This window comes from Bacillus sp. AM 13(2015) (assembly GCF_001518755.1).
GTDB lineage: Bacteria > Bacillota > Bacilli > Bacillales > Bacillaceae > Bacillus > Bacillus safensis.
Map to the genome: position 1 here is coordinate 1 of NZ_LKCP01000050.1, position 21,099 is coordinate 21,099.

Here is a 21,099-nt window from a genome sequence, read left to right on the forward strand (position 1 = left end):
CTGGCGCAACGGGTATTACTGGAGCTACTGGGTCTACCGGGGCTACAGGTATCACTGGTGCAACGGGTATTACCGGAGCCACCGGACCTACCGGCGCAACGGGTATTACTGGCGTAACGGGTAGCACTGGAGCTACCGGACCTACTGGCACCACAGGTATTACCGGGGCTACCGGACCTACTGGCGCTACGGGTATTACTGGAGCTACTGGGCCTACCGGCGCCACAGGCATTACAGGTGCAACTGGTCCTACTGGCGTGACAGGTGTTACTGGTGTCACTGGGGCAACTGGAACAGGTGGTTTTACAGATACTGCACTTTATGCTGCTAATAGTTCTGGACCTACCATTGTTACTGTAGCCGGTGGAACGAATATTCCTCTGCCAAACTTTCAAAACATTACTGGTTTTACGGCAAACGGCACAAGTACTGTTTTTACCGTTCTGCAAACTGGTAAATATTATATTACGTATCAAGTCAACACCACTACAGCTCTTTTGATTAGTACACGTTTGCTTTTAAATGGAGCAACTACTATTTCTGGTTCTGTTCAATCACCTGTTATCTCAACTTCATTTATCAACAACACTGTTATTGTTAATTTAACAGCTGGAAGCACTATTTCACTGCAGTTTTTTGGGGCAGTTGTCACAGCTATTTTAGTTGGCGGGGGCGGTGCTGCAGGAGCAGCCTTGACCATTATACGGCTAAGCTAAACGAAAAAAGAAAGGCTTTTTCAGCCTTTCTTTTTTATGTCTTCTATTACATTTATACACTGTTCAATATCATCAGATTGCAAAAGGTGAAAAACAGATTGGATGATTGAAAACTCTAAATTCCACCATTCTAATAACTGCAGTTTTTCGATTATTTCGGATGAAAATCGATATTTCATGAGCTGCTGGGGATTTCCTGCGGCTATTGCATATGGAGGCACATCTTTTGTGATCACACTATTTGCTCCTATCACAGCCCCGTTGCCTATACATACTCCGGACATAATCGTCGCACCATATCCAATCCATACGTCATGTCCAATATGAACATCCCCCTTCGATTTTGGGTGTCCTTTAATATGTGCAGCTTCTTTGAAAATTTGATTAAATGGATACGTTGTGACCCAATCTGTACGGTGTTCCCCGCCTAGAAAAATTTTCACTTCGTTTGCGATGGAACAAAACTTCCCAATATGTAATGTCGTTCCTTCCCCCCATGTCAGCACTTGGAAATCTGGTCCGGCATAAGAAAAGTCACCGATATTGTACGAGCTTAGTTCACTTCTTTGATTCAAAAACATAGAAGATCCGGCCTCCTTAAAAGTGATAGATCTTCGTATGTATATGCTACTTTACGCCTTCACATTATGATTGAACAAGCGCTACAATTTGTTTTTTCTTCCATACGAGCTGATAGTAGCTGTATTGGAGGAGTAAGTTCACAAAGAACGCAGCAGGGTAGCCAATCCATATTCCCTTAATGCCGAGGGATGTATAATGTGATAGCACATAGGCGACTGGTACTTCTACAAGCCAAATGGAACAAATACTAAAGATCGTCGGCCAAAGAACTGTCCCGCTTGCTCTCATTGTGGCTGCAACAATTTGGGCCGTTCCAAAAATGAGATAGCTCCATAGTGTAATGACAACCAAACTATAGGCAATGTCTATCGTCTTAGGATCTGTTAAAAAGATAGATAAAATCTGCGGTGCAAAAATATAAACGAAAATAATGATACATCCGCCTATGGCGAAGTTAAGTCCTAACCCAATTTTAATGACATCTTTCAGTCGATTCATATTCCCTGCACCAATGAATTGTGCTGCAAAGATTGAGACCGCAATGCCAAGACTCACTGCCGGCATCTGCACATAACTCACGACTTGATTGACAACACCATAGGCAGCTGTCGCCTGTGATCCATAATCGTTGACGAAAGAAATAACGGCAATTTCTGATAAAGAAATAAGGATCATATTAATGCTTGATGGGATACTGAGCTTTAATAACGTTTTTAATAGATCCCCTTTCATCAATAAATGCTTTCTCACCGATGCATCAATACGAAGTGGATGTTTTGTCTTATATAAGTAGATATGTAGAATGATAAACGTCACAATTGTTGAAATCACTGAAGCATACGCAGCGCCATATAAGCCGAACGCCGGTAGTCCCAGCCAGCCAAATAATAAAATGGGCAGCATCAGAATATTCGTTGCCGTACTAATCATTAAGAAATAAAAAGGTGTTTTCGAATCCCCTGTTCCCCGCAAGAATGTTGTATAAACAAAATAAAGAAATAAGATCGGCATTGAGATGAATAAAATTCTGGCGTAAGCCGCACTTTCCTCCACGATATTAGCAGGTGTTCCCATGAGGTTTAAGATGTCTGTTGCGAAAAAACCTCCAATGATCGCTAAAGAGACGCCGATCAAAAAAGTGAATGAAAGCGTTGTGCCAATGATTTCTTTTAATTTCTGTTCATTTTTTGCTCCATACGCCTGTCCAATAAGGATCGAGCTTCCCGATCCAATTCCAATGGAAAAAGAAACGAGCAAAAAGAAAAGCGGAAAGAATGCAGAAATGGCAGCTACTGCATCCTCTCCAATCCATCTTCCGACAAGAACAATGGACACTAACTGTCCGATCGATTGCAAAATATTGCTTAGCAAAAGCGGGATGAGAAAAATGGACATGGTTTTTACTAAAGATTGATTGTTATCTAACGTCATGATGGTTCTCCTTCTCTCTCTAAATCTAAAGGTTCTCAGCTAATATGCTGACAATACGGTCTTCTATCTCTTTCCCTTTTTCGTCATCAACAAGGTGATTTAATAAGATGGAAAAAGCGAGCGTTTTTCCGCCCTGCGTGTCAATATATCCAGAAAGTGTGCTGACCGTTGTTAACGACCCTGTTTTTGCACGTACTTTTTCTAGTGTAGCTGGTTCTTTCAATCTGTTCCTTAACGTGGCCCCCACCATTCGTTCACTCGCCCCTGCTAAAGGGAGCGCATGTTCATAGGTTTTAAACCATTTTTCCTTTTGAATGTTTGTCAAAAATAAAGTGAACTGGTTAGCAGAGACAAGGTTAATAGGTGATATCCCCGATCCGTCACGCAAAACTGCAAGCGAAGGATCGATGCCAAACGCAGGAAGCCGTTCATTCATGACGTCCAGCCCAGCTTCAAAGCTCCCTTTGTTCTTCACTTTTTTGCCTAGTTCCTTTAGCAAAATTTCTGCATGTGTATTGTTGCTTAATTTCATCATAGGAACGAGCAGCTCTGATAATGGCATCGATGTATGGGAGGCGATTTTTTTGGCTTTTTTAGGAACTTGTTTTGCTTTCAGTGGTCCTTTTACTTGAATGCCTTCCGCCTTTAACGCTCGTTTCATTAAGTCTAAAGCATAGGCGGCCGGATCCCATAAAGCGACCCATTGTTTAGATGAGCTTGCTTTAACCGGAATGGTCCCAGTTAACGTAATCTTGTTGGTTCCGTGAGAACGCTTAAAAGAGATTTTCTTTTTTCCGCCTTCAGGAACTGTTTTCACTTGATTGATGACTTGAGCGACATCCGTCTTCGGGATCATCTCATATGCGGCTTTCTGTCCTGCTTTTTTTCCTGGTTTTACTTCGAGAATTACGGTCCCTGCATCATAATCTTGATTCGGTGAAGCCGTGAGAGCAGAAATTTGTGCCCCGTAATATTGATCCTCATCACTCCAAGGCAGATCAATGGAGTATCTCGTGTCATCAAACCAAGTGTCATCTGCCGCAAGCTGTCCGCGAATGGTATGTATTCCGGCCCTTTTGACTTGTTTGGCAAGTGCTGCAAAATCCTTCTCTAATAAAGTCGGATCGCCGGTGCCGCGAAGATAAAGGCTGCCATGTAACGTTTTCTTTTGAATGGAACCATCCATCCAGATGTCTGTAGGGAATGTGTGTGTTTCTCCAAGTATATCAAGTGCGATGGCTGATGTGAGCAGTTTCATATTAGAAGCAGGAGTAAGACGAATATCGGCTTGATGTTCATAAAGAAGAGAGTTGTCAGAAGTATCGCGGACGCTGATGCCAGAGATCGCGCCCTCTAAATCAGGTGCTGTTCGTATGAGTTCGTCTAAAGCGGTCATCCAAGCCAGTGAATCGTCACGAGCTGTGAGCTGTTCATCTTTCGCTGAAAAAGGAAGAAATAAAATCGACAGGATACATATTTGTAAAAACATGAGCTGTGAAAAACGCTTCACGTAATCCCTCCTTATTGTAGCCGCCAAATTTAGAAGAATATGTTCATTATACACAAAAGAACGTTTGTTCTCAAAGGTTTTTTAAACAGAAAAGTCAGCTTTCTTTGACGAAAACTGACAAGCCCTTTACCTGTTTTCTGGATTCCAACCATCGGCTCCGCCAAGAACTGCTTGAACCGTGATCTGACTTGCTTCGTTATTGGTTAAAATAGTTGACCATTTTACGCGGTTTGCTGGACTGCTCCCTGCTCCTGTCGATCCAAATTCTTTATACCTGGCCGTTCTTTCGTTGTCACGGTTATCCCAGTTATGCCATCCCTCTGCTTTTATATGGTCATCCATTTTTGTATGGAGGAATGTCACAGCCGAATAAGGTCTCCACGGACGTCCTAAATAAACCGATTGCGCAGCTGCCGTTCCCTTTTTCAACGTAGAATCTATGAATACGTAACCGTACCTTTGTGCTTCTGTTGTGGATGCTGCAGTAATATACCCATTTCCAAGGCTTTTTATTTCAGCTCTTTTAAACACAGCCGTGGCTGATCCAAAAATAAAATCGACCGTGCCCTCGATATAGCAGTTTTCATAATATTGCCGCCCTGTGCCTGTTGCATAAAGTGTATCTTGATAGCCTAACACACGTATTTGTTTGAACACAGCCCGGTCGCCAGACACATACAGCGCCACCGCCTGACCAGCATGTCTGCCAGCTGTATTTTGGAAGGTAATATTTTCTGCATAAAAATCGTTTGCACGAATCATTGTGCTTGAGCTATTGGTTGTACTCCCAGTGCTTGCATTTGTGTCATCATACGTAAGGATCGTTTTGTGCTGGTTTTCACCGATAAAAGATACGTGTGGTTTATTTTGCGGAAGCAAAATTTTTTCTCTATATACGCCATTTTTAATATAGATCGTTGCCCGCTGTTGATTGTTTGTTGGAATCGCATCAATTGCAGACTGAACGGTGCGGTATGCCCCGCTTCCCTTTTGATCAACGACAAGGACGCGGTTATGCCCTGCTTCTGCTGCTTGAAGTGAAGTTGGGTCAAAAAGAAATAAAGACAAGACCATGACAATCCATACGTTTCTATATTTCATCACATATCTCCTCCTCATTTTGTGAACGTTTTCATCAAACATTCTTTTTGATCCTATTCCATACACACGCAAAAAAACACCCACGTTTTTATGTTGTGGATGTTTTTTTAGATTTTTCATATTGCATCGCATAAATTCCTTCATTTTCAATCCATTCACAAAAGAGAACGTCTCGATAAGAGGAAATATGCTGCTTTTTTAATTGATCACTCAGCCAGGATTCATCAAAGCCGGCTTCTTGTAAATCATCTTTTAAAATTTCGCCGTCAATAATAAACGTTCTAGGCAATTTCACTTCTTTTCCCTTCACGTTCACATCTTCTGCTGTGGCTGGTGCGTATTTCATTTTCGGAAGAACACTGACAGAGCCGTCAGTTTCCAAAATGGCATATTCAATTTCATTCAGGGCAAAATGGCCTTTTGCGCGAACCAGTGTCTGCAGCTGATTGATATCAAGCATATTCCTCTTCAACCGGTTGTAGTGAATCTTCCCCTTATCAATCACAAGCGTAGGTCTTCCTTCTAAAAACGCACGAATGGACTTAAAGCGCTGTGAAAGCCATTCAACTGTATATATGAGAACGCCCCATACCGCAACAGCAAATAAAATGTGCTGAATCTTGACTTCTGGGTCAAAAATGGCGTTTCCGACCATTTCGCCTAAAATAAGTGCAGAAATGAAATCAAACGGTGTGATTTGTGCAAATTGTGTTTTTCCTAATAATTTTGTAATTAAAAATAAAGCAAAAAATCCAATGAAGAGTTCAGTCAAAATATTAACGAACGGCACAAAAGTTCCTTCCTTTCTTACTGCATTTATAACAGCATATACATGAAAGGAGGGATCTAAACGTGTTCGTCATTTCCATCAATGCATCATTCTTCATCTCTATCTCCAATACATAAAAAGCCATGACCACACTTCGGTCATGGCTTTTCTTTATATTGTAACACCCTTTGTTTGACCTATTTTGGCAGAACCGAACTCCCCATTAAATAACGGTCTACCTCGTGCGCCACTTGTCTGCCTTCATTAATTGCCCAGACAATCAAGCTTTGCCCGCGTCTTGCATCTCCCGCTGCAAATACGCCTTCTACATTTGTTGTATATTCCCCATACTTTGCGTCAATGCGATTGTTTTTGCTGTCCACGCCAAAGTGTTTCACAAGCGGCTGTTCAGTTCCCTCAAAACCAATTGCAATAAAGACGAGCTGAGCAGGCCATACCTTCTCTGTCCCTGGAATCTCATGAAATTCAAACTTCCCTTGTTCGTTTTTCACCTTTTCCATTTGAATGGTATGAAGCTCTTTTAATTTCCCATTTTTATCTGCCACAATTTTTGTGGTTTGAATTGAATATTGACGCGGATCTTCTCCGAATTTTGCTTGTGCTTCTTCATAAGCATAATCCAGTGAGAAGACATAAGGCTGTTCTGGCCACATGTTATCCCCTACACGTGTATCTGGAAGCTTTGGATGCTTCCCGAATTGAACAACACTTTTTGCTTTTTGGCGAAGTGCAGTTGCGACGCAGTCAGCGCCTGTATCTCCTCCGCCAATCACAATCACATCTTTCCCTTTTGCGTCAATAAAGTTTTTGTCTTTGAATCCTGAATCAAGCATGCTTTTCGTTGCGAGTGTTAAATAATCCATTGCAAGGTGAATCCCTTTTGCTTCCCTGCCTTCAATTAACAGGTCACGCTGCTTTTGTGCACCTGTACAAAGGATAACCGCATCAAACTGCTCTTTCAGTTCGTCGGCAGTGATATCCACGCCGATTTCTGTGTTTGTCACAAAGTCAATGCCTTCTTGTCTTAGCAATTTGACTCTTCGCTCGACCACTTCTTTGTCGAGCTTCATATTTGGAATCCCGTAAGTCAGCAGTCCGCCAAGGCGGTCAGAACGCTCGAACACTGTAACAGCGTGTCCTGCTTGGTTTAATTGATCAGCACTTGCAAGTCCTGCTGGTCCTGAGCCGACAATGGCAATTTTCTTCCCTGTACGGCTTGAAGGGATCCTTGGCGTGATCCATCCATTTTCAAAACCTTTATCAATGATCGTGCGTTCGATATTTTTAATCGAAACAGCTGGATCATTAATAGCGACTGTACATGAACCTTCACAAGGCGCAGGACATACTCTCCCAGTAAACTCAGGGAAATTATTTGTTTTTTGCAGTCTTTCGAGCGCTTCTTTCCATCGTCCGCGATAGACCAGGTCATTCCACTCTGGAATTAAATTGTAGATCGGGCAGCCAGACACGCCGCCCCTGATCTCCATACCAATTTGACAAAACGGTGTTCCGCAATCCATACATCTAGCGCCCTGCTTCTTCAATACGTCATCTGTATAAGGAGCTGAATATTCTTTCCAGTCATTTTGACGAGTGAGAGGGTCACGTTCATTTGGCTTTTCTCTTTTATATTCCATAAAACCTGTTGCTTTGCCCATTGTCCTCTCCCCTTTCTTAATGAGCGAGGGCTGCTTTTTGCCCGTTTGCCGTTTCTTGATTTTTCGGTTTTGTATTTGCTTCAAAGGCAAACATCACCGCTTCTTCATGACTGAGGCCCGCTTGTTTTTGTTCTTCGATGCTTTGAAGCATCATTTTGTAATTTCTCGGAATGACTTTGATAAATTGATCCTTTTCTTGCTCCCAGTTTTCAAGAAGTGCTGCTGCTTTTGAGCTGTTTGTATAATCAAGGTGTTCCTTGATCATTTGCTTCACTTCTTGTTCTTCTTCATGATCTGTGAGCTTTTCAAACATGATCATTTCCATGTTGCACATTCTTTTGAACTGTTTGGCATCCGATGTATGGATGTAAGCCACACCACCAGACATACCTGCACCAAAGTTTTTCCCAACGTCTCCTAAAATGACGACACGTCCGCCAGTCATGTATTCACAGCCGTGATCTCCGATTCCTTCAACAACCACATGTACACCTGAATTACGAACAGCAAATCGTTCACCAGCACGTCCGTTAATATAAGCTTTTCCGCTAGTTGCACCGTAAAATGCGACGTTTCCTACAATGACGTTTTCATGTCCATTTTGTACAAAATGATCAGAGGTTTTAACAGCAATTTTGCCTCCTGAGAGTCCTTTGCCGATATAGTCATTTGAATCACCTGTTAAATAGAGAGACATACCCTTTGGCACAAATGCGCCAAAGCTTTGTCCAGCTGAACCAGTGAATCTTAGTGTGATCGTATCCTCTGGCAAGCCCTCTTCCCCGTAGCGCTTAGACACTTCACTGCCAGTGATGGTTCCGGCCACACGGTTGATATTGCGAATGCTCAATGATAGATCAACTGGTGTTTGATGATTCAGCGCTTCTTGTACATAAGGAAGGATTTCATTCATATCCAGCGATTCATCAATTTTATGATTTTGCGGTGTTCTGAATGTCCGCGCTCCTTCTGGCTGATAAAGCAGTGTTTCAAGGTTTAGCTGCCCTGCTTTCCAGTGAGCTTTTGCTCGTTCACTGACCGCTAGGACGTCCGTGCGACCAATTAATTCATCCATTGATGTAAAGCCGAGTTCTGCTAAGATTTCTCTTACTTCCTCTGCAATAAACATCATGAAGTTCACAATGTGATCAGGGTTACCCATGAATTTTTTGCGAAGCTCTGGATTTTGTGTGGCAACACCGACCGGGCAAGTATCTAAATGACATGCTCTCATCATTACGCAGCCCAGCACGACAAGTGGAGCTGTCGCAAAGCCATACTCTTCTGCTCCTAAAATCGCAGCCATGACAACGTCGCGGCCAGTCATTAACTTTCCGTCCGTTTCAAGAACAACTCTCTCGCGAAGACCGTTTAGCACAAGGGTTTGATGCGCCTCTGCCAATCCAAGCTCCCAAGGAAGTCCTGTGTGTTTAATACTCGTTTTCGGTGAAGCTCCTGTACCGCCGTCATAGCCGCTAATGACAATGACGTCTGCAGTTCCTTTTGCTACACCTGCTGCGATCGTGCCAACGCCTGCTTTAGATACAAGCTTGACACTGATGCGTGCATCACGGTTTGCGTTTTTCAAATCATGAATCAGCTGTGCCAAATCCTCAATGGAATAAATATCATGATGCGGCGGTGGTGAAATTAATCCGACACCTGGCGTAGAACCACGTACATCGGCCACCCAAGGATACACTTTATTTCCTGGAAGCTGTCCGCCTTCTCCCGGCTTTGCCCCTTGCGCCATTTTAATTTGCAATTCATCTGCATTGACTAAGTAATGACTTTTCACACCAAATCGGCCAGAAGCGATTTGTTTAATGGCGCTTCTGCGGTCATCACCGTGTTCATCTACTGTAAAGCGGGCAGGATCTTCTCCGCCTTCTCCGCTGTTACTTTTACCGCCAATTCGGTTCATCGCAATCGCAAGTGCCTCATGCGCTTCTTTACTTAAAGATCCAAATGACATAGCACCTGTCTTAAAGCGGCGCACGATGGATTCAGCAGATTCAACCTCTTCCAGACGAACCGGCTTTTGTTTTGGCTGAAATGCAAACAAATTTCTGAGGAAGCCGATTCTTTCTTCATCCGCTGCCTTTGTATATTGTTTAAATAGGTCGTAATCTTCATTACGGCATGCCCACTGGAGCGTATGGATCGTTTTTGGATTAAAGGCATGGTGCTCTCCATTTTTTCTCCACTGGAATTCACTGCCTGATTCAAGTGTCTGGTCAGTTGCTGCTTGGTACCCTGCTTCATGACGAAGTTTTGCCTCATGAGCAATGGTGTCAAGATCAATCCCGCCAAGCTGAGAAGCTGTTCCTGTGAAATACTCTTGAATGACGTCTTCACTAATCCCGACTGCTTCAAAGATTTGTGCGCCTCTATAGCTTTGCACAGTGGAAATCCCCACTTTGGACATGACTTTGACGACACCTTCTGTCACGCTTTTACCAAACTTTGTAACAGCTTCATCAAAGCTGATCGAAATCGCTTCGTCTGCAATTAGCTGTTTGTACGTTTCATAGACAAGGTAAGGATGGATCGCATCTGCCCCATAGCCAATCAGTGCGGCAAAATGATGAACCTCTCTCACCTCTCCAGATTCAACGATCAGACTGACCTTTGTCCGCAGACCTTGACGCACAAGGTGCTGATGAAGTGCACTTAGCGCAAGAATTGGTGGAATTGGTACTTTTTGTTCTGTCATTTCACGATCTGAAAGGATTAATAAAGAGACACCTTCTCTAATCGCTTTTTCTGCCTCTTCAAACATCGCATCCAGTCCGCGCTTTAAATCATCGGTGAAAAGTGTATGAATTGTTTTGCTTTTAAAGGCATTATGAACAATTGTTTTCAAGCCGTTAAATTGTCCGCTCGTTAAGACCGGAGTATAAAGTTTAATTCTTCGGCATGAATATTCATTCGGATGTAAAATATCGCCTTCGGCACCTAACCAAGTCATGGTTGATGTCACCAGCTGCTCACGAATGGCATCAATCGGCGGGTTCGTGACTTGTGCGAACAACTGCTTAAAATAAGAAAACAGAGACTGCGCACGATCTGATAACACAGCAAGCGGTGTGTCACTTCCCATTGAACCAATTGGGTCCTTGCCTTCCTCTAGTAAAGGAATTAAATACTTTTGAATGTCTTCGTACGTATAATGGAACGCACGCTGACGTGTCAACAAATCATCCATTATACTAGAATTTTCTGAATTTTCTTCCGAGCGATTGACGTGGACCATTTCTTCATCGAGCCATTTTTGATAAGGAAGTTCATTTGCAATGGTTGATTTCACTTCTTCGTCAGAAATAATTCTTCCTTCTTCTAAATCAATGAGTAGCATTTTGCCAGGCTCAAGACGATCTTTATACTTCACATCTTCTTCATTTGTGTCAATTACGCCGACCTCAGAAGAGAAAATGATATGATCATCATTCGTGACATAGTATCTAGCCGGTCTTAATCCGTTTCGGTCTAAGATGGCCCCGATTTGTTTACCGTCCGTAAAGGAAATCGCTGTTGGTCCATCCCATGGCTCCATGAGAGAACTATGGTATTCATAAAATGCCCGTTTCTCTTTTGACATGTGCGTGTTTTCCGTCCAAGGCTCAGGAATCAGCATCATTGCTGTATGAGCAGGTGTACGGCCTGCAAGCACAAAGAATTCAAAGGCATTGTCTAAAATGGATGAATCACTTCCGTCTGCATTCAGCACTGGCAAAATCTTGTCTAAATCGTCTCCGAAGGCTTCAGATACGAATTGTTGTTCTCTTGCTCTCATCCAATTGATGTTTCCTCTTAATGTGTTGATTTCTCCGTTGTGAATTAAGTAACGGTTTGGATGGGCTCTTTCCCATGTAGGAAATGTATTTGTACTAAATCTTGAATGAACAAGTGAAAATGCAGAAACAAATGTTTCATCCTGTAGATCAAGATAAAAAGCATCGACTTGATCTGATGTTAAAAGCCCCTTATATACGATGGTTTGACTCGACAGGCTGACAAAGTAAAATTGCTTTTCCTCTTTTGTTCCCCAGTTCTCAGCCTGTTTACGGATGACATATAATTTTCTTTCAAATGACAAACGATCTGTGATGTTGTCGTTTGCTCCGATAAAGACCTGCCTCACAACCGGACAGCTCTTCGCTGCGACAGTACCAATTTTCCCAGCATCGACAGGAACCGTTCTCCAGCCGATTAATGTTTGACCTTCTTGTTTAATGAACCCGTTGATTTTCTGTTCGATGGCTTGACGCGTTTTTTCGTCATCATCTTTTGAAAAGAAGACCATTCCTACCCCGTAACGGCCCTTTTCTGGAAGTGCAAATTCTTTGCAGTTCTTTCTAAAGAAAGCGTCTGGCAGCTGTACCATTAAACCGGCACCATCACCTGTATACGGATCACTGCCTTGCCCGCCGCGGTGATCAAGCTGGCACAGCATTTGTAATCCCTTTTTGACGATGCTATGTGTCGCCTCCCCTTTTAAATGGGCGTACAGTCCGATTCCACATGCATCATGTTCAAATTCAGGACGGTAGAGACCTTGTGGTTGTGGTAGTTGATTATAAGTCATCGTTTCTCTCCCCCGTTTAAAAGATCCGTTTTTCACAGTAATAAAATCTCACAAACTCTGTAACTTATTTTAAGTTTTCAAATTGATATAAACAATATATAATTTAGATCAAAACAATCTCTTTTTGAGATAGATGGGTGTGAAGTGCAAAAATGGAGCTTCGTCAGTTACGTTATTTTGTAGAAGTCGCAGACCGTGAACACGTGTCAGAAGCGGCTGAAAACTTACATGTTGCCCAATCTGCCATCAGCCGGCAGATTGCGAATTTAGAAGAAGAACTTGGAGTGGCCTTATTCGAACGAGAAGGACGAAATATCAAATTAACGAAGATCGGCAGACAATTTTTAGATCATGTCAGAACTGCACTCAAAGCCATTGATTACGCAAAAGAGCAAATTGATGAATACTTAGATCCGCACAAAGGGACGGTGAATATTGGCTTTCCTACAAGTCTAGCAAGCCAAGTGCTCCCTTCTGTCATCTCCGCTTTTAAGCAGGAATATCCTGAGGTCGATTTTTTACTTCGTCAAGGATCCTATAAGTTTCTCATTGAAGCCGTTAAAAATCGTGATATCGATCTTGCCTTTTTAGGACCTGTACCGACAAACGATTCTCAAATAGAAGGAAATATTTTGTTTTCTGAAAGCATTTATGCCCTTTTACCGGTTAGCCACCCCTTTAGCGGACAAAGGAGCATTCATTTAAGTGATTTAAGAAAGGATCATTTCGTGTTATTTCCTGAAGGGTATGTGCTGAGACAAATTGCGGTTGATGCTTGCAAGCAGGCAGGCTATGAGCCTACCATTTCATCTGAAGGAGAAGATTTGGATGCCATAAAAGGTCTCGTATCGGCAGGTATGGGCGTTACCTTATTACCCGAAAGTGCCTTTTATGAAACAACACCGCGATTTACAGTGAAAATTCCGATCGATTTTCCTCAAGTGAGAAGAACGGTTGGCATTATTGCATCTAAAACGCGAGAAATGTCTCCTTCTGCCCATGATTTTTATGTGTTTGTGAAGGATTTCTTTTCTAAAATTGAACAATATAAATAATTCACTAAAACAAGACATTTCATTTGTAGAAATAATCCCTCTTTGTATATGATGGGTTACAGAACAAAAGACTATATGGAAGAAAGGTATTTGTATGAAATCAATTTTATCATTTTTAAAGCCGTATCGGCTGTCCGTTGTGTCCATTGTTATTCTCACCTTTTTAAGCAGTATGCTCCAGCTGTATTTACCGACGTTAACAGCAGATATCGTTGATGTCGGAATCGTCCAGGGAGATATTGCTTACATATGGAAGGTTGGCGGTTGGATGGTGGCTTGTTCTTTACTCGCCATTTTGCTCACCATTTGGAAGTCTTACTTGTCATCAAAGACAGCACTAGGCTTCGGCCGTGATATGAGAAGACAGCTGTTTGTACATGTCGAACAATTTTCATTAGAGGAATTTCAAAAGATCGGCACGTCTTCCTTTATTACAAGATCAACAAATGATGTGAAACAAGTCCAAGATGTGACGATCATGATTTTACAAATGATGACGCGGGCTCCGCTTATGCTTGTGGGAGGAATCATTTTGGCTGTTTCCAGGGATGCTGTCCTGTCTCTTATCTTTTTAGCAGCCCTCCCCCTTCTTGGCGGATTTATTTATTTGGTGTCAAGAAAAGCCATTCCGCTATTTGGCCAGCTTCAGAAAAAAACAGACCGGCTGAATTTAATTATGCGAGAATCTCTTTCAGGCATCCGGGTCATTCGTGCATTTAACCGTGTGGATGATGAAAAGGAGCGATTCCAAGAAGCTAACACCTCCTATAAGGATACTGGCCTTAGAGTCAACCGATTAATGGCTTACTTGTTTCCATTTATGCTGATCATCATGAACTTCACGAATATCGGTATTGTCTGGCTCGGGGCAAACCGAATTGATGCCGGAGAAATGGAAGTTGGGAATCTCATTGCCTTCATTCAATATGCGATGATGATTTTAATGGCACTGATTATGCTGTCGATGAGCTTTATTATGGTTCCAAGAGCACAAGCATCAGCTAAACGTATGAATGAAGTGTTAAACATGGAACCAAAGATTAAAGACAAAGAAGTGTCTATGACTGAGCTTCACGAGCCCGCACAATCCATTCGCTTTGAGGATGTGTCATTTTATTACTCAAATGCAGAGAAACCGGCCGTTCAAAACATCACGTTTGAAGCCAAAACTGGCGAAACAACAGCCATTATCGGAAGTACGGGTTCTGGGAAAACTACCCTTCTCCAGCTGATGACGCGCTTTTATGAAGTGACAGAAGGCCGGATTACACTAGATGGTGTAGACATTAGAGAGCTGCCACAGGAGAAACTGAGAAACCAGATGGGCTATGTCTCGCAAAAAGCTGTTTTATTCAGCGGAACCATTGCCGAGAATGTGCGCTTTGGCAATCAGGATGCAAGCGATGAAGACGTCTGGCAGGCGCTGCGAACTGCGCAGGCCGAGGAATTTGTTTTGCAAAAAGATGGCGGAATTGATGCAGAAATTGATCAGGGTGGTTCAAATCTATCGGGCGGCCAAAAGCAGCGGCTTTCCATTGCAAGGGCGCTAGTGCGAAAACCATCATTCTATTTGTTTGACGATAGCTTTTCAGCACTTGATTACAAAACAGATGCAAAGCTGCGGGCATCATTAGAAGCAGAAAAAGCACATGCAGCCCTCATCATTGTCGCTCAACGAATCAGCACAGTGAAGCATAGTGATAAAATCATTGTACTTGATGAAGGGAAAATCGCAGGTATCGGAACACACGAACAATTAATAAAGGATAATCTTGTGTACCAAGAAATTGTCGCATCACAGGAAGGTCAGGAGGTGAGCGAGGATGAGTAAGAAAATGTCTTCCGGCATGGGCCATAAAGGCGCCCACCCTAAAGGGCCAGCCGCAAAACCGAAGGAATTTAAGAAAACACTGCTTCGGTTGACAGGCTATTTAAAACCAAGAAAATTTCAGCTGATCATCGTCTTTATTGCAGCAATTGGTTCAACTGTCTTTAATGTCATTAGTCCAAAGCTGCTTGGGGATGCCACCTCTTCCCTATTTGACAGCTTTACGAATGGAACAGCTGTTCAATTTGATGTCATTTCACGAATACTTTTGCTGCTTGTCGTCCTGTACGTCGTTGCTTCTCTCTTTTCATTCGTTCAGCAATATGTCATGGCCGGTGTCTCTCAACAGACCATTGCTGAATTACGCCAGGAAGCAAATGACAAGCTCACACGTCTCCCCCTTCGTTATTTTGATAAAACAACCCACGGGGACACACTAAGCCGTGTGATGAATGATATCGATAATATTAATACATCGCTTCAGCAGGCGCTCACCCAAGTGATTACATCTGTTATTACAGTCATTGGAATTGTCGTGATGATGCTCTTCATCAGTCCGCTGCTTACGCTGCTTGTTTGTTTGACGCTGCCACTCAGCCTGTTTGCGATTCGCGGCATTACGTCATTTTCACAAAAGCATTTTAAAGCGCAACAAAAAGAGCTTGGGACGATCAATGGACATATTAATGAGATGTTCACAGGTCATCAGACAGTCCGTGCGTATGGCTACGAAAAGAAAGCGATCGATACATTTGATCAATTAAACGAAAAGCTATATGAATCCTCAAGGAAAGCGCAGTTCATTTCTGGTTTAATGATGCCAATGATGACCTTTATCGGGAACCTTGGCTATGTGGCAGTCAGTGTAGCCGGCGGGATTCTTGTCATTAACGGGAATATTCGTGTCGGGGATGTGCAGGCGTTTATCCAATACACACAGCAAATGTCTCAGCCGCTTGTGCAAGCATCAAGCGTCGCAAACTTAGTTCAATCAGCGATCGCTTCTGCTGAAAGGGTCTTTGAAATTCTTGATGAGGAAGAAGAAAGTACCGAAGAAGATGAGGCAATTGATCTTGCATCACTCTCAGGTGATGTGAGCTTTGAACAAGTTCAATTCGGATATGAAAAAGATCATCCGATTATTAAAGATTTGAATTTAGATGTGCAAGAAGGACAAACGGTTGCCATTGTCGGACCAACAGGCGCAGGAAAAACAACCATCATCAATCTTTTAATGCGTTTTTACGAATTAGATCAAGGCTCCATACGCATTGGCGATGTCAAAACAACTGATCTCAGCCGTCAGCAAGTACGAGAATTATTTGCGATGGTTCTTCAGGATACGTGGCTCTTTGAAGGAACGATTTACGACAACATTGCCTACGGCAGGCAGCACGTTTCCAAAGAGGATGTCATCAAAGCCGCCAAACATGCCTATGCGGATGATTTCATCCGTACACTTCCAGATGGATATGACACACTGTTAACAGAAGATGCCGGCAACCTGTCACAAGGTCAGCGCCAGCTGTTAACCATTGCCCGTGCCATTTTATCTGATCCAAAGATCTTGATATTAGATGAAGCAACAAGCAGTGTGGATACTCGGACAGAGATGCATATTCAAAAAGCAATGAATGAATTGATGAAAGGCAGAACGAGCTTCGTGATTGCACACAGACTTTCAACAATTAAGGATGCAGACCTCATTTTAGTTATGAAGGATGGAAGCATCATAGAAAAAGGATCGCACAGCGAACTTTTAAAACAAAAAGGCTTCTATGCAGATTTATATATGAGTCAATTTGCCGAAAATCAAGTTGGTTAACATCAAAAAAGAGGGTAAACACGCATGTCACATGCTGTCTACCCTCTTTTCAATTGTTATCTGCTCGCTTCTTCACTTTTACACTGAGCTTCGTTATATACTCTGCTTCATCTTTAGACATGAGCGAATGAATTAAATACTCCTCAAATACATCTCCATCCAGCAACATGCCCTCTTTCTCGATTTCATCTAATAAATGCGAATAAGCAGACTCAATCTCATCATATGTTCCTTGATCATACATCACCGCATAGATCCCGCCAGGTTTTTTCACTGCCCCCGGTCCATCCATTCGGCAGAACAGTTGATCTGACTGATGATAGTGGCGCTTACGAAACTGTTCTTTTTTTAAGACAGAACCATTTGCCGCAGCCCCTTTTATGCCAACTTCCTTTAAAAATTCCCCTACAATACGCGATATTTCTTCTACAGGTGTATTTAAGTCGATCGGGTTTGATGCACTTAGTATGACTGGTTCTTCTGGCAGCTCTTGAAACAGGACCTCCCCTATTTTCACAGTTGATAATTCATGCGTTGTCTCGATCACCCGCATAAGAAAAGCTTGGATATCTTGCAGCTTTTCAATCTCTTGTTTGACCTTTTCTACTTGGTCGGCCGCTAGGCTTTGCAGTCTCTCGCGAGAAGGTTCTGTGAAATATTGTTTTAACTCTTTGATTGGAAATTGAACAGCCCGCAAGGATTGAATCGCAATAAAATGGTCAAATTGCTCAAGTGTATAGTAACGGTAGCCATTTTCATGAACACCAGCCGGCTTAAATAAATCGATTTTATCATAATACAGAAGCGTATCTTTTTTTACATCAAATAGCTTGGCAAATTCTCCAGTGAAAAACGTTTTTTGCACATCATTGATCATGATGAAGGCTCCTTTCTTGACTATGGAGTTACTCCATCCTTTATCATAACATGCAGAAACACCATTACGCAGGGAAAGGATAAGAAAATGAACAAAATAACTCAACATGAAGTGACATTAGCACATGCAAATAAAGAAGATTTCCCTTCTATGAAAAAAGAGCTTCAGAAAGCTTTTACAGCTGGCGTGATCGATGCATTCGGCGATGCGCAGGATGGACCGATTCCACCAGATGAAGTGATTGATGAATCTTTTCATTCGAATGAACACATTGTTTATCATATTATGCTAAATGGTGAAAAGGCAGGCGGCGTTGTCATCAAAATCAACCAAGAGACACATCACAACTCGGTTGATTTGCTATACATCTCCTCATCCTCTCACGGCCGGGGCATTGGTCAGGCAGCATGGAAAGCCATCGAGGCGCAATATCCAGAAACAATTGTATGGGAGGTTGTGACCCCATATTTTGAAAAACGCAACATTCATTTCTATGTCAACAAGTGCGGCTTTCAAATTGTTGAATTTTATCACTTACACCATCCAGACCCAAACGCACCTCGTGAAGCAGATCAGGGCAATGGCCCTTTAGCACCTGAGGAATTTGAATTTTTTAAATTTGAAAAGGTGATGAAGAAAAACGGTTCAAACGGATGATAACGAGCATTTCTTTAAGATAAAGTTAAAAACACTACCTCATAAAAAGGTAGTGTTTCTTGAATCTTCTCTATCTTCTAATCTGACCGTCGCCACATAGAAGCAGCTTAGTTGTCGTGAGTGCAGGAAGTCCCATTGGCCCTCTTGCGTGGAGTTTTTGAGTAGAAATACCGATTTCAGCTCCATAGCCAAGTGCGCCGCCGTCTGTAAAGCGAGTCGATGCGTTATGATAAACAGCCGCCGCATCGACTTCGTTTAGAAACGTGAGTGCATGTTTTTCATCTTCTGTCACGATGGCTTCTGAATGCTTTGTGCCGTACTGATCGATATGGCTGATCGCTTCCTCGATTGAATCGACTACCTTTACCGCAAGATCAAGACTTAAATACTCATCTGTCCAATCTACTTCCCCAGCAGGAACCGCATGTGAAAAGTAAGACTCTGCTGCCTGATCTCCATGTACAGTGACACGGTGCTCCTGCAAAGCTTCATTTAATGAGGCTGCATTCTCTTTCAGCCAATCGCGATGAATAATCAGCGTCTCAAGTGCATTACATACAGCCGGACGATTCGTTTTCGCATTGATCACAATCTCAATGGCTTTTTTCACATTCGCGGTTTGATCAATAAAGACATGACAGTTTCCTGTCCCTGTTTCAAGCACTGGAATAGTGGATTCCTCCACCACTGTTTTAATTAAAGAAGCGCCGCCTCGCGGAATTAACACATCGATCCATTCTTTAAGTTGAAACATCGCCTGAACCGATGAACGGTCTGTTTGTTCAATCAATTGCACCGCATCACGAGGAATTGTTGTTTGATCCAATGCTTCATGAATCACACTGACAATGGCTTTGTTGGAAGAAATAGCGGAGGAACCGCCTTTTAAAATCACTGAGTTGCCTGCCTTTAAGGCAAGGCCTGCTGCATCGACAGTGACGTTCGGTCTCGCTTCATAGATCATCCCGATCACGCCGAGCGGTACTCTTCGGCTTTTCACATGTAAGCCGTTATCAAGAGTCCATTCATCCAATATTTCTCCAACAGGATCTGTTAATCTCGTCACAAGCCGCAAACTTTCAGCAAACTCATGAATTCTTTCTTCATTTAACATTAACCGATCTAAGAGTGCCTCCGAGAAGCCCTTTTCTTTCCCAGCATTTAAATCCTTTTGATTCTCCTGTAAAATGAAGCGGCTTTTTTGCTCTAACGCTTCTGCCATTTTAAGCAGCGCGTCATTCTTTTCCTCTGTCTGAAGTAAACTTAGTTTTTTTGAAACGTACTTTGCTTTTTTCGCTTTTTCTTTGACCGATGTGACAACTTCAGCTGTCAGTGTCATGGAATTCCTCCCTTTTGGTTAACAAACTGGAATCGATAAATCTAAATGACAAACAAATGCTTCAAGATCGACGACATGCACGATTTCATCTTGTAACAAGTCACTCTTACGTGCGAGTTCATCTGACGCATAATTCACAATGCCAAGCCCTATTTCTCTTTCATCTTGATCTAAAATACGGACGACATCGCCTTTTTTAAATGAACCTTTCACACTGACAATCCCATCAGAATCAAGACTTCCCTCTCGGTGCATGAGAAATTCCTGTGTTTTCTCTTGAACCACGATCTCACCTTTTGGTCCAGAATGAAAGGCAATCCACTGTTTCTTATAGTTCAGCGGCGCTACATTTTCGTCAGCGGTAAAATAAGTCCCGTCCTCTGTCCCATTGATCGCTTTGTCTAAAATGTGAGGCGTATCTGCTTTTCCTAAAAAGCCATTGATACCTGCGGCCATTGATATTTTAAAAGCATCGAGCTTTGATTTCATTCCGCCTGTACCTACACTGCTGCCTGCGTCTCCAGCAGCTGCTTCGATGTCTTCTGTAATGTCAGTGACTTCAAGAATTCTCTTTGCATTTGGATTTGTATGAGGATTATCTTCATACAAGCCATCAATATCAGATAAAATGGCAAGGAAATCCGCATCAATTAAGCCAGCTACTTTTGCAGACAATGTATCGTTGTCTCCAAACTTCAACCGATTGATCGTCACTGTATCATTTTCGTTAATAATGGGGATGATGCCTCGATCTAATAACACATTCATTGTGTTGCGCACATTTTGATAGCGCGTTTCATCAGAAAAATCACTTCTTGTGATTAAGAGCTGTGAGGCAATATAACCGTGTGATAAAAATAAAGTAGAATATGATTCCATTAAAAGCCCTTGCCCAATTGAGGCAGATGCCTGCTTTTCCGGCAGTGTTTTCGGTCTATCGATAAATCCTAGTTTTCGGTAACCAGCTGCAACCGCACCAGATGAAACCAAAATGACTTCGTGTCCCTCATCTTTCAGTTTCACAATTTGATTGACGAGGTTTTCTAGTTTTTTCAAACTAATCTCACCTTGAAAGCTAGTAAGAGAGCTGCTTCCGATTTTCACAACAATTCGTTTTCTCTCTTTATCTGCGTACACCT

15 protein-coding genes are annotated in these 21,099 nt (G+C 42.5%); 5 read left to right on the top strand and 10 right to left on the bottom strand.

Annotation, left to right across the window (positions count from 1 at the left end; genetic code table 11):
* On the top strand, positions 1-716 hold a 716-nt coding region (locus AOQ70_RS07460; RefSeq protein WP_442854375.1), incomplete at its 5' end, for a BclA C-terminal domain-containing protein.
* A gap of 20 nt (positions 717-736) precedes the next feature.
* Here AOQ70_RS07460 and AOQ70_RS07465 read toward each other — a convergent pair.
* The 7 genes from AOQ70_RS07465 to gltB form a co-directional block, all read right to left on the bottom strand.
* Positions 737-1,297 (bottom strand): CatB-related O-acetyltransferase, encoded by a 561-nt coding sequence (locus AOQ70_RS07465; protein ID WP_039179171.1) that lies wholly within the window; start codon positions 1,295-1,297, stop codon positions 737-739.
* A gap of 64 nt (positions 1,298-1,361) precedes the next feature.
* Positions 1,362-2,729: an MATE family efflux transporter gene (locus AOQ70_RS07470; RefSeq protein ID WP_044333002.1), complete on the bottom strand. Its 1,368-nt coding sequence runs from the start codon at positions 2,727-2,729 to the stop codon at positions 1,362-1,364.
* Positions 2,730-2,754: 25 nt separating this feature from the next.
* Entirely contained in the window at positions 2,755-4,239 is a 1,485-nt protein-coding gene (gene dacB, locus AOQ70_RS07475; protein WP_059375487.1) for a D-alanyl-D-alanine carboxypeptidase/D-alanyl-D-alanine endopeptidase, read from the bottom strand.
* A 126-nt stretch (positions 4,240-4,365) separates the two neighbouring features.
* On the bottom strand, positions 4,366-5,340 hold the full coding sequence (locus AOQ70_RS07480; RefSeq protein WP_059375488.1) for a pectinesterase family protein: 975 nt from the start codon (positions 5,338-5,340) through the stop codon (positions 4,366-4,368).
* Positions 5,341-5,428: 88 nt separating this feature from the next.
* On the bottom strand, positions 5,429-6,130 hold the full coding sequence (locus tag AOQ70_RS07485) for a DUF421 domain-containing protein (protein WP_039179181.1): 702 nt from the start codon (positions 6,128-6,130) through the stop codon (positions 5,429-5,431).
* 176 nt (positions 6,131-6,306) lie between these two features.
* Positions 6,307-7,791, bottom strand: coding sequence for a glutamate synthase small subunit (gltD, locus tag AOQ70_RS07490; protein ID WP_039179183.1), 1,485 nt, complete (start codon positions 7,789-7,791; stop codon positions 6,307-6,309).
* A gap of 16 nt (positions 7,792-7,807) precedes the next feature.
* A complete protein-coding gene (gene gltB / locus AOQ70_RS07495) occupies positions 7,808-12,379 on the bottom strand; it encodes a glutamate synthase large subunit (protein ID WP_059375490.1) in 4,572 nt (1,523 codons plus the stop codon).
* A 152-nt stretch (positions 12,380-12,531) separates the two neighbouring features.
* Between gltB and AOQ70_RS07500 the strand changes: the two genes are divergently transcribed.
* From AOQ70_RS07500 to AOQ70_RS07510, 3 genes are all read left to right on the top strand, one after another.
* Entirely contained in the window at positions 12,532-13,434 is a 903-nt protein-coding gene (locus AOQ70_RS07500) for a LysR family transcriptional regulator (RefSeq protein WP_034280677.1), read from the top strand.
* A gap of 94 nt (positions 13,435-13,528) precedes the next feature.
* Entirely contained in the window at positions 13,529-15,265 is a 1,737-nt protein-coding gene (locus AOQ70_RS07505; protein WP_058837894.1) for an ABC transporter ATP-binding protein, read from the top strand.
* A complete protein-coding gene (locus AOQ70_RS07510; RefSeq protein ID WP_058837895.1) occupies positions 15,258-17,087 on the top strand; it encodes an ABC transporter ATP-binding protein in 1,830 nt (609 codons plus the stop codon). The genes AOQ70_RS07505 and AOQ70_RS07510 overlap by 8 nt, the downstream gene beginning before the upstream one ends.
* A 49-nt stretch (positions 17,088-17,136) precedes the next feature.
* Here AOQ70_RS07510 and AOQ70_RS07515 read toward each other — a convergent pair whose 3' ends face one another.
* Entirely contained in the window at positions 17,137-17,964 is an 828-nt protein-coding gene (locus AOQ70_RS07515) for a MerR family transcriptional regulator (RefSeq protein WP_059375491.1), read from the bottom strand.
* Positions 17,965-18,051: 87 nt separating this feature from the next.
* Here AOQ70_RS07515 and AOQ70_RS07520 point away from each other — a divergent pair, with 87 nt between their 5' ends.
* Positions 18,052-18,621 (top strand): GNAT family N-acetyltransferase, encoded by a 570-nt coding sequence (locus AOQ70_RS07520; RefSeq protein WP_059375492.1) that lies wholly within the window; start codon positions 18,052-18,054, stop codon positions 18,619-18,621.
* Between the two features lie 70 nt (positions 18,622-18,691).
* Here AOQ70_RS07520 and AOQ70_RS07525 read toward each other — a convergent pair whose 3' ends face one another.
* Both AOQ70_RS07525 and proB read right to left on the bottom strand, forming a co-directional pair.
* The gene (locus tag AOQ70_RS07525) at positions 18,692-19,960 is read right to left on the bottom strand and encodes a glutamate-5-semialdehyde dehydrogenase (protein WP_059375495.1); all 1,269 of its coding nucleotides are present in this window, start codon (positions 19,958-19,960) and stop codon (positions 18,692-18,694) included.
* Between the two features lie 18 nt (positions 19,961-19,978).
* Entirely contained in the window at positions 19,979-21,097 is a 1,119-nt protein-coding gene (gene proB, locus AOQ70_RS07530) for a glutamate 5-kinase (RefSeq protein WP_059375497.1), read from the bottom strand.
* Positions 21,098-21,099 lie beyond the last annotated feature (2 nt).